11 protein-coding genes, 1 tRNA gene and 1 riboswitch are annotated in these 15,972 nt (G+C 68.7%); of the genes, 9 read left to right on the top strand and 3 right to left on the bottom strand.

Translation table 11 applies throughout. The features are described 5' to 3' along the window. Positions 1-33: 33 nt before the first annotated feature. Positions 34-1,386, bottom strand: coding sequence for a M20/M25/M40 family metallo-hydrolase (locus tag CJ177_RS29615; RefSeq protein ID WP_005243094.1), 1,353 nt, complete (start codon positions 1,384-1,386; stop codon positions 34-36). A gap of 111 nt (positions 1,387-1,497) precedes the next feature. Here CJ177_RS29615 and CJ177_RS29610 point away from each other — a divergent pair. From CJ177_RS29610 to CJ177_RS29570, 9 genes are all read left to right on the top strand, one after another. Further along, positions 1,498-1,583, top strand: a tRNA-Leu gene (locus CJ177_RS29610). Positions 1,584-1,655: 72 nt separating this feature from the next. Beyond that, positions 1,656-3,110 carry an SDR family oxidoreductase gene (locus CJ177_RS29605; protein ID WP_025432824.1) on the top strand — a complete coding sequence of 485 codons (1,455 nt, stop codon included), beginning with the start codon at positions 1,656-1,658 and terminating at the stop codon, positions 3,108-3,110. A gap of 105 nt (positions 3,111-3,215) precedes the next feature. Next, positions 3,216-3,632 (top strand): universal stress protein, encoded by a 417-nt coding sequence (locus CJ177_RS29600; RefSeq protein WP_005243098.1) that lies wholly within the window; start codon positions 3,216-3,218, stop codon positions 3,630-3,632. Positions 3,633-3,709: 77 nt separating this feature from the next. Continuing rightward, positions 3,710-4,117, top strand: a complete 408-nt coding sequence (locus tag CJ177_RS29595) for a DUF2784 domain-containing protein (RefSeq protein ID WP_061701491.1) — start codon at positions 3,710-3,712, stop codon at positions 4,115-4,117. 35 nt (positions 4,118-4,152) lie between these two features. Next, a complete protein-coding gene (locus CJ177_RS29590; protein WP_095869263.1) occupies positions 4,153-5,397 on the top strand; it encodes a trans-acting enoyl reductase family protein in 1,245 nt (414 codons plus the stop codon). 262 nt (positions 5,398-5,659) lie between these two features. Then, entirely contained in the window at positions 5,660-6,625 is a 966-nt protein-coding gene (locus tag CJ177_RS29585; protein ID WP_095869262.1) for a sulfite exporter TauE/SafE family protein, read from the top strand. Positions 6,626-6,760: 135 nt separating this feature from the next. Beyond that, positions 6,761-8,944 (top strand): malate synthase G, encoded by a 2,184-nt coding sequence (locus CJ177_RS29580; protein WP_095869261.1) that lies wholly within the window; start codon positions 6,761-6,763, stop codon positions 8,942-8,944. Positions 8,945-9,136: 192 nt separating this feature from the next. Next, positions 9,137-10,870, top strand: coding sequence for a substrate-binding and VWA domain-containing protein (locus CJ177_RS29575; RefSeq protein WP_257014786.1), 1,734 nt, complete (start codon positions 9,137-9,139; stop codon positions 10,868-10,870). Then, positions 10,867-12,021 carry a metallophosphoesterase gene (locus CJ177_RS29570; protein ID WP_095869259.1) on the top strand — a complete coding sequence of 385 codons (1,155 nt, stop codon included), beginning with the start codon at positions 10,867-10,869 and terminating at the stop codon, positions 12,019-12,021. Before CJ177_RS29575 ends, CJ177_RS29570 begins: the two co-directional genes overlap by 4 nt. Before the next feature lie 45 nt (positions 12,022-12,066). Here CJ177_RS29570 and gcvP read toward each other — a convergent pair whose 3' ends face one another. After that, entirely contained in the window at positions 12,067-14,919 is a 2,853-nt protein-coding gene (gene gcvP, locus CJ177_RS29565; RefSeq protein ID WP_095869258.1) for an aminomethyl-transferring glycine dehydrogenase, read from the bottom strand. A gap of 174 nt (positions 14,920-15,093) precedes the next feature. Beyond that, positions 15,094-15,217: riboswitch (glycine riboswitch) on the bottom strand. 69 nt (positions 15,218-15,286) lie between these two features. Further along, positions 15,287-15,907 carry a MerR family transcriptional regulator gene (locus tag CJ177_RS29560; protein ID WP_005243116.1) on the bottom strand — a complete coding sequence of 207 codons (621 nt, stop codon included), beginning with the start codon at positions 15,905-15,907 and terminating at the stop codon, positions 15,287-15,289. Positions 15,908-15,972: the final 65 nt, after the last annotated feature.

Genomic DNA, 15,972 nt, shown 5'->3' with positions numbered 1-15,972 from the left:
CGGTTCCTCTCTTGTCGCGTATCGGTTCTCGGATCAGCTGTGGAGCAGAAAATGTTCCAGCACGCGTGTACCGAACAGTAGTGCGTCGACCGGCACCCGTTCGTCGACACCGTGGAACAGCGCGCTGAAATCCAGGTCGGCGGGCAGCTGCAGCGGAGCGAACCCGAAGCACCGGATGCCGAGCTTCGCGAACGCCTTGGCGTCGGTGCCACCCGACAGCATGTAGGGCACGGTCCGGGCACCGGGATCGTGCGCGAGGATCGCGTCGTTCATGGCGTCCACGAGGTGCCCGTCGAACGTGGTCTCGTAGGAGTCGAGCTTCGTGATCCATTCGCGCTGGACGTCCGGCCCGATGAGCTCGTCGACCGCCGCCTCGAACTCCGCCTGCCTGCCGGGCAGGATCCGGCAGTCGACGACGGCCTCGGCGGTCTGCGGGATGACGTTGGCCTTGTAGCCGGCCGAGAGCATGGTCGGGTTCGCGGTGTCGCGGAGGGTGGCGCCGATGATGTTGGCGATGGTGCCGAGTTTCGCGAGGGTGCCGTCGAGGTCGGGCGACTTCGGGTCGAAGTCGAGTCCGGTCTCCTCACCCGCCGCTTCGAGGAATTCGGCCACCGAATCGGAGATGACCAACGGGAACGTGTGCGCGCCCAGCCGGGCGACCGCCTGCGCCAGGATGGTGACGGCGTTGTCGGTGTGCAGGAACGAGCCGTGCCCGGCGCGGCCCTTGGCCGTCAGCCGCATCCATCCGAGACCCTTCTCGGCGGTCTCGACGAGATAGAGCCTGCGGTCGGTGCCGTCCGGTCGCGGAACGGTCAGGGAGAAACCGCCGACCTCACCGACCGCCTCCGTGACACCCTCGAACAGATCGGGCCGATTCTCGACGAGCCACTGACAGCCGTACTTGCCACCGGCCTCCTCGTCGGCGACGAAGGCGAACACGAGGTCGCGGGGAGGAACGATCCCCTCGGCCTTGAACTGGCGGGCGACCGCCAGGATCATCCCGACCATGTCCTTCATGTCGACGGCGCCGCGACCCCACACGTAACCGTCCTCGACGGCTCCGGAGAACGGGTGCACGCGCCAGTCGGCGGGCTCGGCGGGAACGACGTCGAGGTGGCCGTGCAGCATGAGGGCGCCGCGGTCGGGGTTCGAGCCCTTCAGCCGGGCGAACACGTTGCCGCGGCCCGGTGCACCCGACTCCACGTACTCGGTCTCGTAGCCCACTTCCTGCAGCTGGGCCGCTACCCACTCCGCACACTCGCGTTCGCCCTTCGTCGTGGCGAGCTCTCCGGTGTTGGACGTGTCGAAGCGGATCAGTGAACTGACGAGATCCACGACTTCGGCTTCGGCGCGACCCTGGCCTGGGGTTTCCTGTGTAGTTGGCACTCCACTTTCCTACCACCGGAACAGCGGAAACGCTCAGGTGAGAGGGGCGATTTGGGCCGTGGCGGTTCATCGGTTAATCTTTTGCAGCACCCAGGAAATGGGGGCAAGCAAGTCCGAGTGGCGGAATGGCAGACGCGCTAGCTTGAGGTGCTAGTGTCCTATTAACGGACGTGGGGGTTCAAGTCCCCCCTCGGACACTCTGAGTTGAGACAGACGAAAAGGCCCCGGTTCATCGAACCGGGGCCTTCTTCGTGAGAGGGCGAAGTTCGATGGGTGAAACAACGACGACGATCGATCCGGCGGATCTCGAGATCTGCCTGAAGGTTCTCGATCAGGCGGCGGAACTCGACGATGCGGATCCCGACTCCGTCACGGTCCAGCGCGCCGTCGGTCACCTCTTCAAGAAGTTGAAGAAACGCAGGCGGCTCGCGGCCCGCGACGCCGTCTCCGAGGCCGACCGTCAGGTCGTCGCCGCCACCGCGACAGGTTCCCCCGATCGGATCGACGACGAGACCGCGGGCATCCCGCTCACGTCGAACGCCGAGGGCGCATCCGCGGGCACCCTCATCCGGCCCCGCCCGTGCTACATCTGCAAGCAGCGCTACACCCGGGTCGACGCCTTCTACCACCAGCTGTGCCCCGACTGCGCGGCCAGGAGCCGCGCCAAGCGGGACGCGCGCGCCGACCTCACCGGCCGCCGGGCGCTGCTGACCGGCGGTCGCGCCAAGATCGGCATGTACATCGCCCTGCGTTTGCTCCGCGACGGAGCCCACACGACGATCACGACACGTTTCCCCAACGACGCCATCCGCCGGTTCAAGGCGATGGAGGACAGCAGCGAGTGGATCCACCGGCTGCGCGTCGTCGGTATCGATCTGCGCGACCCGGCGCAAGTCGTCGCGCTGGCCGACTCCGTTGCCGCGCAGGGCCCGCTGGACATCCTGATCAACAACGCCGCGCAGACGGTGCGGCGCTCCCCCGGCGCCTACAGCGCGCTGGCGGATGCCGAGTCCGGGGCCCTTCCCTCCGGCGACCTGCCCGACGTCCTGACGTTCGGCAAGACGAGCGACGCCCACCCGGCGGCACTCGCCGGTTCGCTGTCCGACGTGTCCGCGATGGCAGGTGCCGCATTGTCCCCCGACGCGGTGAGCTCGCTCGCACTGGTCGCGAAGTCGGCATCCCCCGATCGCATCGACCAGGGTCTCGCGATCGACGCCGGCGGACTCCTGCCCGACCTCGCGCACACGAACAGCTGGGTCCAGACGGTCGAGGAAGTCGACCCGATCGAGCTGCTCGAGGTGCAGTTGTGCAACTCGGTCGCCCCGTTCATCCTCGTGTCCCGACTGCGGCCCGCGATGGCGGCGGCAGGCGCCCGCCGCAAGTACGTGGTGAACGTCTCCGCGATGGAGGGCCAGTTCAGCCGCGCCTACAAGGGTCCGGGGCATCCGCACACCAACATGGCGAAGGCCGCGCTGAACATGCTCACCCGCACCAGCGCCAAGGAGATGCTCGAGGACGGCATCCTCATGACCGCGGTGGACACCGGGTGGATCACCGACGAGCGGCCGCATTACACCAAGATGCGGCTGGCCGACGAGGGCTTCCACGCCCCTCTCGACCTGGTCGACGGCGCTGCCCGTGTCTACGACCCCATCGTCCAGGGCGAGCAGGGCGTCGATCTGCACGGCTGCTTCCTGAAGGACTACGAGCCCTCACCCTGGTGATCGAGCACCGCTCGGATCCACCTACGAGAGCATCGACACAGCCGGAGCACACTCCGACACGGGGATAATAGGGGTCGTACCGATACCTGCAAATGGAGGCGCTTCATGGCGATAGCCGTTGTCCACCGAGACAGCCCGGAAGGCCGGGCGGCCATCGTCCACGCCGCCCGCGAGGCTGTGCAACGACGGGAACAGCTGCTCGTCCTCCACGTCCTCGACGACGACCCCGGGCAGGACGCCGAGTCCGACCGGTCCGCCCTGCGCGCCGAGATTCAGGCCACGCTCGAGAGTGGCGGGGTCGGCGAGTCGTCGTGGGAGCTGCGCACCAACGAGCACGACGGTGATCAGGTGAGCGCACTGCGCGCACTGGTCGACAGTAGCGGTGCGGATCTGCTCGTCGTGGGGACCCGGCGCATGTCCCCGATCGGCAAGTTCCTCCTGGAACGATGGCTGCAGCGCCTCCTCCTCGAGGTCGACATTCCGATCCTGGTGGTCAAGGAAGACGTGCGCGGCACCGCCTGAGCCCGTTACCCGGCGGACCCGGCCGGGCGACGCCTACGATGGCGTATGGGGGAAATTCGGATGTCAGGGGTGCATCGATGGGGAGCGTCTTCTACGAGGTCGTCGCCGACGCCACTGCCGTCGCACACCTGATCTTCATCCTCTACGTCGTCTGCGGCGGGTTTCTCGCCTGGCGCTGGCCGCGCACCATCGCCCTCCACCTCGCTGCGGTCGCCTGGGGGTTCACCGGCCTCCTCGTCGGCATCGACTGCCCGCTGACCCACCTGGAGAGCTGGGCCCGGGTCCGCGCCGGGCAGGACCCACTCCCCTCGTCCGGGTTCATCTCCCACTACCTCACCGGGGTCGTCTACCCGGAATCCGCCGCGGGAGCGATCCAAACTCTCGTCGCGCTCGGCGTCGTCACCTCGTGGGTCGGCTACGTCGTCCTGCGGCTCCGCACCCGGATACCCCTCACACCCACCCACCCCGGCGGTACCGGCGTCTGATCTCGCGCTTCCCTACCGACGAGTAGGGTCGTGTCATGACAGACAGCGCACGTGAATTGGATCTCGTCGTCTACGGGGCCACCGGCTTCGTCGGCACACTTCTCGCCGACTATCTCGCACAGCACGCCCCGGACGGCGTGCGGATCGCGCTCGCGGGGCGGACAGCCGCAAAACTCGAAGCGGTGCGGTCCTCGCTCGGTCCGCGCGCGGCGCAATGGCCCCTCATCGTCGCGAACTCCGACGACGCCGCGTCGCTCGCAGCCCTGGCGGGACGCACCCGGGTGGTCGCGACGACGGTCGGGCCGTACGCCAAGTACGGACACGCCCTCGCGTCGGCGTGCGCCGAGGCGGGCACCGACTACGTCGACCTCACCGGAGAGGTGCTGTTCGCCCGCGAGAGCATCGACGCCAACCACGATCGGGCCCGCGAGACCGGCGCCCGGATCGTCCACTCCTGCGGGTTCGACTCCATTCCGTCCGACCTCGGGGTGCACGTCCTGCACGAGAAGGTCCGGGAGGACGGCGCCGGCGAACTCACCGACACCACCCTGGTGGTCACGTCCGTGCGCGGCGGCGTCAGCGGCGGCACGATCGATTCGCTGCGCACACAGGTGGACGTGTCGAAGAAGAATCCGGCGTCGCGGCATCTCGCGGCGTCGCCGTACTCGCTGAGCCCCGACCGATCGAAGGAACCGGACCTCGGCAAGCAGTCCGACATGAGCGTGGTCAACGGCGAGGACATCGCACCCGGCCTGAAGGGGTGGAAGGCCCCCTTCTTCATGGGTCCCTACAACACCCGGGTCGTGCGGCGCAGCAACGCGCTCCGTGACTGGGCCTACGGTCGGGAGTTCAAGTACCGCGAGGTCATGAACGTCGGAAGCTCCCCGATCACACCGGTGATCGCGGGTGCGGTGGCGGCCGGCCTCGGCGGGTTGATCGTCGGAATGGCCCTCCCGCCCACCCGGTACGTCCTCGACCGCGTTCTGCCCTCACCGGGCGACGGCCCCAGCGAAGAGGCGCAGCGCAAGGGCCACTTCACCATCGACGTGTACACGACCACCACCACGGGCGCGCGCTACACGTCGCGAGTGAAGGCGAAGGGCGATCCCGGATACAGCGCCACCGCGGTGATGCTCGGCGAATCCGCGCTGAGCCTCGTCCTCGGCAGCGATGCACTGCCGGATTCGGCCGGCGTCCTCACCCCCGCGACGGCACTCGGCGACGTCCTGGTGACACGGCTGCGCGACGCGGGCTTCGAGATCTCTGCGCGAAAACTGTGAGCGGTTGGGCGCGTGTGAAGATGACACGCGCCCACCCCTCCCGCTAGTGTCGAACCTTGTGCGCGGACGGCCGCGCACGCGATGAGAGATGTGGGAGTTCGAGTGAACGGCACGAGCGCGCAGGCAGGCCCCGCGGCCTCGCTCGCCCTCATGCCCTTCTGGCCCTCCCGCCGAGGCCACGCCTTCGACCAGGGATGTTGCTGACCAGCCTGCTCGCTGGTCTTTGCTGCCCTGACGGTTCGCTCTCTCGGTCGGAGTCTCGATGTTCAAGCTCTTGATTTTCACGCTGGTCGGCGTGGGTGCCCAGCTGGTCGACGGCGCTCTCGGCATGGCCTTCGGCGTGACTGCGACCACCCTGCTCGTGTTCAGCGGCGTCGGACCGGCACACGCCAGCGCAGCAGTGCATTTCGCCGAGGTCGGTACGACGCTCGCCTCCGGTGCGTCGCACTGGCGGTTCCGCAATATCGACTGGGCCCTCGTCCTGCGCCTGGGCGTCCCCGGCGCCATCGGCGCGTTCCTCGGTGCGACGGTGCTGTCCCAGTTGTCGACGGTCGCCGCCGTCCCCGTGACGTCGACGATCCTGCTGGCGATCGGTGTCTACGTCCTGCTCCGCTTCTCGATCCGCCCTCCCGCCGTCAACGACGCCCGGACGTCGCCGCACACGGCGAAGTTCCTGTCACCGCTCGGACTGTTCGGTGGATTCATCGACGCGAGCGGCGGCGGCGGCTGGGGGCCGATCACCACCAGCACGCTGCTCTCGCGCGGCAAGACCGCACCGCGCACCGTCATCGGTTCGGTCAGCGCGTCGGAGTTCCTGGTGTCCGCCGCGGCCAGCATCGGGTTCATCTTCGGTCTCGGCAGCGACTTCTTCGACAACATCCCCATCATCGCTGGGCTGGCTCTCGGCGGCATCATCGCCGCACCGCTCGCCGCCTGGCTCGTCAGCCGGGTGCCCGCGACCCTCCTGGGAACCGGTGTCGGCGGCATCATCATCATCACCAACGCGCAGAAGCTGTTCAAGACGTTCGACGTCACCGGCGTCGCCGCCACCCTCGGGTACCTCGCTCTCGTTGCGGTGTGGGCCGGACTGCTGGTCGTCGCCTGGCGTCGCTCGCGTCTCAGCGCGGCAGAGGCCGCAGGCGATCTGCACCGGATCGACGCCGAGAACGACACGCCCGTCGAGTCGGAAGCCCCGTCCCTCGAGCCGTCCACCGGCGAGAAGGCCTGACCTCACCTCCCAATCTCACCTCGGGGCGAACCTCCGCAGGACATCCGACCACACCGCATCCTTACCAGCGGGTAACATTGGGTGCGGTTCATGGCACCCGTCCGGTGCTCCAAGTGCGGAACAGTGAGGCATTTCATGACTGAGCGTGTTGAGGTCGGCGGTCTGCAGGTCGCGAAGGTGCTCTACGACTTCGTGAACGAGGAGGCGCTGCCGGGGACCGGGGTGGACGTCGACGGGTTCTGGTCGGGTGCGGCGAAGGTGATCGACGATCTGGCGCCGAAGAACAAGGCGCTGCTGTCCACCCGCGACGACCTGCAGGCCCGGATCGACGCCTGGCACCAGGGCCGGGCCGGCACCGTGATCGACCCGGCCGAGTACAAGGCGTTCCTGACCGGGATCGGGTATCTGGTGCCCGAACCGGCCCCGTTCGAGGTGTCCACCGCGAACGTGGACACCGAGATCACCGCGACCGCCGGCCCGCAGCTGGTGGTCCCGGTCCTCAACGCCCGCTTCGCGCTGAACGCCTCCAACGCGAGGTGGGGGTCGTTGTACGACGCCCTGTACGGCACCAACGCCATCCCCGACGACGGCGGCGCCGAGGCCGGTAGCTCCTACAACAAGGTCCGCGGCGACCGGGTCATCGCCTGGGCCCGCACCTTCCTCGACACCGCCGCCCCCCTCCAGTCCGGTTCGCACGCCGACGCCGCCCGCTACACCGTCGACGGCACCGCCCTGACCGTGCAGCTCGCCGACGGCACGATCACCGGCCTGGCCGAGCCGGGCAAGTTCGTCGGCTACCTCGGCGACCCGGGCGCCCCGACCAGTGTGCTGCTGCGCAATCACGGGTTGCACGCGGAAATCCAGATCGACCCCGCCTCCCCGATCGGCCGGACCGACGCGGCCGGCGTCAAGGATGTGGTGCTCGAGTCCGCGGTCACCACCATCATGGACTTCGAGGACTCCGTCGCCGCCGTCGACGCCGACGACAAGGTGATCGGCTACCGCAACTGGCTGGGCCTGAACCGCGGGGACCTGACCGAGGAGATGACCAAGGGCGGCACGGCGTTCACCCGCCGACTGAACCCGGACCGCACCTACACCGCCCCGGACGGGTCCGAGCTCACCCTGCACGGGCGGTCGCTGCTGTTCGTCCGCAACGTCGGCCATCTGATGACCACCCCGGCGATCCTGCACGGCGACGGCACCGAAATCCCCGAGGGCATCCTCGACGCCCTGATCACCTCCCTGTGCGCGGTCCACGGGCTGTCCCGGTCCGAGCAGACCGGGCCGTTGGACAACTCCCGCACCGGGTCGATCTACATCGTCAAACCCAAGCAGCACGGCCCCGACGAGGTCGCGTTCACCACCGAACTGTTCGGCCGCGTCGAGCAGGTCCTCGGGCTGCCCGCCAACACCCTCAAGGTCGGCATCATGGACGAGGAACGCCGCACCACCGTCAACCTCGCCGCCTGCATCAACGAAGCCAGCGAGCGGGTGGTGTTCATCAACACCGGGTTCCTCGACCGCACCGGCGACGAGATCCACACCTCGATGGAGGCCGGGCCGATGATCCGCAAGGCCGAGATGAAGAAGCAGACCTGGATCACCGCCTACGAGGACTGGAACGTCGATGTCGGACTCGCCGCCGGGTTGCAGGGGCGGGCGCAGATCGGCAAGGGCATGTGGGCGATGACCGAGCTGATGGCCGAGATGCTCGAGCAGAAGATCGGGCACCCCAAGGCCGGCGCGAACACCGCGTGGGTGCCGTCCCCGACCGGGGCCACCCTGCACGCCACCCACTACCACCAGGTCGACGTCGTCGCCGTCCAGGACCGGCTGAAGGGCACCCGGCGGGCCACCCTCGACGAGATCCTCACCATCCCCCTCGCCCCGCACACCGACTGGTCCGAGGCGGAGAAGCAGGAAGAACTCGACAACAACTGCCAGTCCATCCTCGGCTACGTGGTCCGGTGGATCGACGCCGGCGTCGGCTGCTCCAAGGTCCCCGACATCCACGACGTCGCCCTGATGGAGGACCGCGCCACCCTCCGCATCTCGTCGCAGTTGCTGGCGAACTGGATCCGGCACGGTGTGGTCACCGCCGACCAGGTGGTGCAGTCACTGCAGCGGATGGCCCCGGTGGTGGACCGGCAGAACCAGGGCGATCCCACCTACCGGCCGCTGGCCCCGGACTTCGACACCAACATCGCGTTCCAGGCCGCGAAGGAACTCATCCTCGACGGCACCCGCCAGCCGTCGGGCTACACCGAACCGATCCTGCACCGCCGCCGCCGCGAATACAAAGCAGCCAACGCCTGACCCGGTCGCCCCCACGTGAGTGGCGAAGCGTGCTCGCGCACGCTTCGCCACTCACGTGTCAGGCCGGGGTGATCCTGCGCATCACTACACTGCGAGGGTCAACGTCGAACTCGTCGGACAGGGGCTGGAAAGCACGTGGGGCAGCATCGCGGCGAATCGCGCGCCAGGGGTATCAGTAGGGGGCCTTTGATCGTGCTCGGTCTCGTCGTCGTGCTCGTGCTGGGCGTGGTGGGCTGGTTCCAGTTGCGTGACCGGATCAACGATCAGGGAGTAGCTGCCGCGGGCGCCTGCGTCGAAGGCGAATCCGGACTCGCGGTCGCGGCGGATCCCGATATCGCACCCCAGCTGCAGACTCTTGCCGACCATTTCATGGAGACGGCGCCGGTGATACGCGACCAGTGTGTGTCGGTGACGGTCACTGCCGTCGCGTCCGACACCGTGCGCGACGCCTTGTCCGCGGGGCCGGACGGCCCGTGGGACGCAGCCGCACTCGGTCCTCGGCCCGCTCTGTGGATTCCGTCGAGCTCGCATTCCGTCAAGCAGGTGTCGGCAACCGGCGTCATCAGCGGCGAAGCGCGTCCCGTGGCGACCAGCCCGGTGGTGCTCGCGGTCCGGACGGCGTTCGCGAATGCGCCGGGCACGCCGGCGATCGACTGGAAGGACTTGCCGTCGCTGCAGACCGGCCGCGATTCCCTCGCGGCTCTCGGTCTGCCGGGCTGGGGCAGTCTGGGCATGGCGCTCCCCGTCGGCCCCGGCGCCGAGAGTACGGAGATGGCAGTCGAGGCGGTCGCGGCCGCGGTGACGGGAAGCAGCACGGGTCCGGTGACGGAGGAGCAGGCTCGTTCCGCTCCGGTCACGTCGGCACTCACCGGTCTGGCGCTCGGCTACGAGGCGGCGTCGTCGGGGCCGAAGCCCGCGACGACGCGGGAGGCACTCACCGCGCTGGCCGAGCAGGGCGATCCTGCGACCTCCGACATCCACGCGGTCGCGGCTACCGAACAGCAGGTCTACCAGGCCCTGCGCGACGCACCCGGAGCCGACATCACCACATCGATGCCGAAAGGCCCGACACCCGTGGCGGATCATCCGGCGGCTGTCCTGGCCGGCCCATCCGTCGACGAGACGCAGAGCCGCGCCGCCGCGCAGTTCGCCGAGTTCGTCCGTCGACCCGAACAGGCGCAGGTCCTGGCCGACGCCGGATTCCGGGTCGAGGGACTTGCCCGCCCCGACGACACCACGCTGGCCTTTCCCGGTTTCCAATCCACCCTGGTTCCCGCGGATGCGCCGGCTGCGGCCGAGCTGATGCACGTGATCCGGAATCCGATCACGCCCCGCACCTCCACCGTCCTGCTCGATGTTTCCAGCTCGATGGGTGAGCGCGAGGGAACGGCGACGCGCCTGGCGAACACGACGGCAGCGCTCGCAGCCCACGTCGACCGTGCTCCGGACTCGTCGAACCTCGGACTGTGGGAGTACAGCACGACGCTCGACGGGTCACGGCCGTACACGACCGTGGTCGCGACCGGTCCGCTCTCGGCGGGCGGTTTCACCGAGGGCACCCGCAGGCAGGCCCTCGACGCCCGGCTCGCCAAGGCAACACCCGCCACCGGAACCTCGACGTACACCTCGCTCGAAGCTGCCTACAAGAGTGCGGTCGACGGATACACGCCGGGCCTCACCAATTCGGTGCTGCTCGTCACCGACGGCGCCAACGACGACTCCGTCGCGCGCGCGGATCTGCTGGCGGCCATCGCCGCGGCTTCGAGCACGTCGAAGCCGGTGCGCATCGACGTGGTGACGATCGGCGAGAATTCCGACCTCAACACGTTGCAGGCGTTGGCCGATCGCACCGGCGGGTCGCTGGAGAAGGTCGCGTCCTCGGACGGAGCGGCCTTGCCGACCGCGATCAGCAAGCTGCTGTCGTGACGAGGCTCCTGGTCTTCGCGGTCTTCCTCGCACTCGTCAGCTGGTGGCTCCACCGGCGACTCGTCCGAGCCACCGGGCTGGGCCGTCCCTGGTCGGTGGTCGTCGACGTGACCCTCGTGGTCCTGTGGGTTCTCGCGGTCGTCGGCGTCGGCAGCGGCGAAGCCTTCGACCCGGGATGGGCGCGTCCCCCGGGGTGGGTGGGCTGGGTGTGGCTCGGCGCGATGTTCTATCTGGTGCTGGGACTTCTCCTGGTCGCACTGGTGTCACTGCTGACGCGGCTGTTCGCCCGCCTGCGCGGTACCGGGAACGACGAACAGGTCGATCTGTCGCGGCGGCGCGGCCTGCGCATCGCCACCGCCGTCGTCGTGGTGGGTGCCGTCGGCGCCGCCGGTTACGGGGTGTCGGAGGCCGCGCGGCCGCGGATCGTGCGGGTTCGGGTGCCGCTGAAACGTCTCCCCGCCGAGTTCGACGGTGTGCGTGTGGCGCTCGTGTCCGACCTCCACGTCGGCCCGGCGCGAGGAGTGGATTTCACCCGGCGTGTCGTCGACCTGGTGAACGCGGAGCAGCCGGATCTCGTCGCGATCGCGGGCGATCTGGTCGACGGGACCGTCGCGAAGGTATCGCCCGATCTGCAACCACTCGGCGACCTCGAGGCCCCGCTCGGGGTGTTCGGTGTCAGCGGCAATCACGAGTTCTACGCCGACGACGGTGGCCGATGGCTGGACGTGTGGGACCGACTGGGCATCCGGACGCTACGCAACGAGCGCGCGACGATCACCCGAGGCGGCGTCGCCATCGACATCGCGGGCATCCACGACTACTCCTCGCCGGCCCCGTACGAACCCGATCTTCCTGCCGCGCTCGCCGGACGCGATCCGTCGACGTTCGTCGTGCTGCTCGCGCACGAACCGCGGCAGGCACTGGAAGCGTCAGACCTCGGTGTCGACCTGCAACTGTCGGGGCACACGCACGGCGGGCAGATGTGGCCGCTGCGGTATCTGGTGCCGCTGCAGCAGCCGTCGGCGATGGGGCTGGACCGCATCGGGAACGCCGCCCTGTACACCACTCGCGGTGTGGGCACGTGGGGTCCGCCCGTGCGCGTGGCCGCCCCGCCGGAGATCACGGTCCTCGAGCTGGTGCGCGAGGACTGAGCGAGCGATGCCCGCCCCGCGTGAGCGGGACGGGCATCGTCGGTGTCAGGCGCCTTCGAACGCGGAGATCGGCGGGCAGGAGCACACGAGGTTGCGGTCGCCGTGCGCGCCGTCGATGCGCCGGACCGCCGGCCACACCTTCGGCCGTGCCTTGCCGCGGGGGAACACCGCCGTCTCACGGGTGTAGGGGTGGTTCCATTCCGCTACCAGGCAACCGGCCGTGTGCGGGGCACCGCGCAACGGGTTGTCGTCCACCGGCCACTCCCCCGCACCCACGCGGTCGATCTCGGCGCGGATCGCGATCATCGCCTCGCAGAAGGCGTCGATCTCTTCGAGGTTCTCGCTCTCGGTGGGCTCCACCATCAGGGTGCCCGCCACCGGGAAGCTCATCGTCGGTGCGTGGAAACCGTAGTCGGCGAGGCGCTTTGCTACGTCGTCCACGGTCACACCGGTGTCCTTGGTGATCGGCCGGAGGTCGAGGATGCACTCGTGGGCCACCATTCCGCCCTCGCCGGTGTAGAGGACGGGGAAGTACTCGTCCAGGCGGCGCGCGATGTAATTGGCCGAGGCGATGGCGGTCAGGCTTGCGCGACGCAGCCCGACGGCACCCATCATCCGGATGTACGCCCAGGTGATCGGCAGGATCGACGCACTGCCGTAAGGGGCCGCCGAGATCGGTCCGGCGGTGCCGAGTTCGGGTGCGAGCGGATGTCCGGGCAGGAACGGCGTGAGGTGGGACCGCACACCGATCGGACCGACACCGGGGCCACCGCCGCCGTGCGGGATGCAGAACGTCTTGTGCAGGTTGAGGTGGCTCACGTCGCCGCCGAACCGGCCGGGGCGGGCCAGGCCGACCAGGGCGTTGAGGTTGGCGCCGTCGACGTACACCTGTCCGCCGGCGTCGTGGACGGCGGCGCAGATGTCGGCGATCTCGTGCTCGTACACACCGTGTGTGGACGGGTAGGTGATCATGATCGCCGCGAGGCGCTCGGCATGGTCGGCGATCTTCGCCCGCAGGTCGTCCAGGTCCACGTCACCGTTCGGGCGGCACGCGACGACCTCGACGCGCATCCCGGCCATGACCGCGGATGCGGCGTTGGTGCCGTGGGCGCTCGACGGGATGAGGCAGGTGTCGCGGTGGTCGTCTCCGCGGCTGAGGTGGTAGTTGCGGATCGCGAGCAGCCCTGCGTACTCGCCCTGGCTACCGGCATTCGGCTGCAGGCTGACCGCGTCGTAGCCGGTGACGGCGACGAGCCAGTTCTCGAGGTCCTTGATGATGCGGAGGATTCCCGGGGTGTCCCCGGTCGGCGCGAACGGGTGCAGTCCGGCGAACGCGGGCCAGGTGATCGCTTCCATCTCGGCGGTGGCATTGAGCTTCATCGTGCAGGAACCGAGCGGGATCATGCTGCGGTCGAGTGCGATGTCCTTGTCGGACAACGCCCGCAGGTAGCGCAGCATCGCCGTCTCGGTGCGGTACCGGGTGAACGCCTCGTGCTGCAGGTAGTCGGATCCGCGGAGCTGCGAGTCGGGGACGGACGTGCCCGCTTCCTCGGTCACGGCGCCTTCGCCGCCGAACGCCGCGAGCACGTGGGCGACGTCGTCGTCGGTGGTGGCTTCGTCGCACGCGATGGCGACGTGATCGGCGTCGACGAGCCGCAGGTTGATGCCGGCGTCCTTCGCCTTCGCCACCACGTCCGCTGCCCGGCCGTCGACTCGCACGAGAATCGTGTCGAAGAAGTGCTCGTGGACGACGACCGCCCCGGTCTTGCGGAGCGCGGCAGCCAGGGAGTGCGCCGTGTTCGCGACGCGCAGGGCGATCGCCTTCAGGCCCTCGGCGCCATGGTAGCTGGCGTACATGGCCGCCAGAATCGCCAGCAGCACCTGTGCGGTGCAGATGTTCGACGTCGCCTTCTCGCGGCGAATGTGCTGCTCCCGGGTCTGCAGCGCCAGCCGGTACGCCTTGTCACCGTCGGCGTCGACGGAGACGCCCACCAGACGGCCGGGGAGTTGACGTGCGTGCTTGGTGTGCACGGCGAGGTAGCCGGCGTGCGGGCCACCGAAGCCCATGGGGACACCGAACCGCTGGGTGGTGCCGAAGCAGGCGTCGGCCCCGATCTCGCCGGGCGGGGTGAGGAGGGTGAGCGCCAGCAGATCCGCCCCGACCGCGACCAGTGCGCCGCGCTCGTGGGCGGCGGCGATCACGTCGGTGTAGTCGACGATGCGGCCGGACCCGCCGGGCATCTGCGCGAGGACGCCGAAGAAGTCACCGTCCGGCAGGCCGGCGGACAGGTCGGCCACCACGATCTCGATTCCGAGCGGCTCGGCCCGGGTCTCGACGACGGCCAGCGTCTGCGGGAACAGGTCGGCGTCGACGACGAACCGCGGGGACTTGGTCTTGCTCGCCCGGCGCAGCAGTGTCATCGCCTCGGCGGCGGCGGTGGCCTCGTCGAGCATCGACGAGTTGGCGACCTCCATGCCGGTCAGGTCGGCGACCATCGTCTGGAAGTTGAGGAGGGCTTCGAGTCGGCCCTGGCTGATCTCGGGCTGGTACGGGGTGTAGGCCGTGTACCAGGCCGGGTTCTCGATGATGTTCCGGATCAGGACCGGCGGGGTGAGGGTGTCGTAGTAGCCGAGACCGATCATGGACGTCGCCACGGTGTTCTGCGCGGCGAGTGCGGACAGTTCGGCGAGGGCTTCGTGCTCGGACACCGGTGCGGGCAGTGAGTCGAGGCCGTCGGCGATGCCGGCCGTGACCCCGTCCAGGATGACGGCGGGGACGGCCTTCGACGCGAGGTCGTCGAGCGAATCGGCTCCGACCAGCTCGAGGATGTGCGCGAGTTCCGCAGCGTTCGGGCCGACATGACGATCGGCGAATGTACGGCTTCCAGCGTCGATCACGACAACTCCCAAGCAGTTCGGAGGATCAGGACACGCCCCGCGTAGCGGAACGTCCCTCCCCCTCTGTCGCCTGCTCGAGTCGAGCGCCTGAGAGATTCGGTACCGTCGTTCACGTGTGAAGACGGCCCTTTCCCCGTGGGCGGGTGGGTGCTCCCACCGCTTTCCAGAGACGTCGGAGCCCGCACGGTCCTGTCTGCCTGAGAGATTGACGGGGAGGTGTTGCTCCTTCGGCGCCCGAACTCCCGCACACACGATGTTTCTGTGTTTGCAGTGCCCGGAACTCTCCCGCACGGCGTCGACGCACCGCCAGTCTATGTCACGGCTGCAGATGGCGGCGCAGGCAGCGCCGCGCTCCGATGGATGCGGGCTAGCCCGTCTTGCGGCTCGCGCGGTTCTTGCGCCGCGACGCCAGTTCGTCTTCGGGGCTCTGCTCGCTCGCGCCGCCGTCGGCGCGCTCGGCCGGGAAATCGGCGATGGTGCCGGTCAGTTCGCGCATTGCACCGCTCACCGCGATGCCGAAGACGCCCTGCCCGCCCTGGAGCAGATCGACGACCTCTTCGGGCGACGTGCACTCGTAGACCGTGGTCCCGTCCGAGAAAAGTGTGATCTTGGCCAAGTCCCGCACTCCGCGCTTACGGAGGTGGTCGACGGCCACGCGGATGTTCTGCAAGGATATTCCGGTGTCGAGCAGACGCTTGACGATCTTGAGGACGAGGATGTCTTTGAACGAGTACAGCCGTTGGCTGCCCGAACCTGCTGCGCCACGAATGGACGGCACGACGAGGGATGTGCGAGCCCAGTAATCGAGCTGGCGGTAGGTGATTCCCGCGATCTGGCAGGCGATGGGGACGCGGTATCCGACGAGGTCGTCGGGCACGGAATCGTCCGGGAAGAGGCCCGGTTGGATCTCCTCGGAGCTGAATTCGGACTCGGCAACGTTGTCGCCGGGCGCAAGATTCAGCGCATTCTCCTGCGGCCGATCTCCCACTGACTACTCCCTCTCGCATGTTGCACTGAACCCGACGATCAGTGCGCCTGTGACGCGCGTCGCCA

The organism is Rhodococcus sp. ACPA1 (genome assembly GCF_002300195.1).
GTDB classification, from domain to species: Bacteria; Actinomycetota; Actinomycetes; order Mycobacteriales; family Mycobacteriaceae; genus Rhodococcus_F; species Rhodococcus_F opacus.
This window is presented reverse-complemented; position numbering and strand designations above follow the sequence as displayed.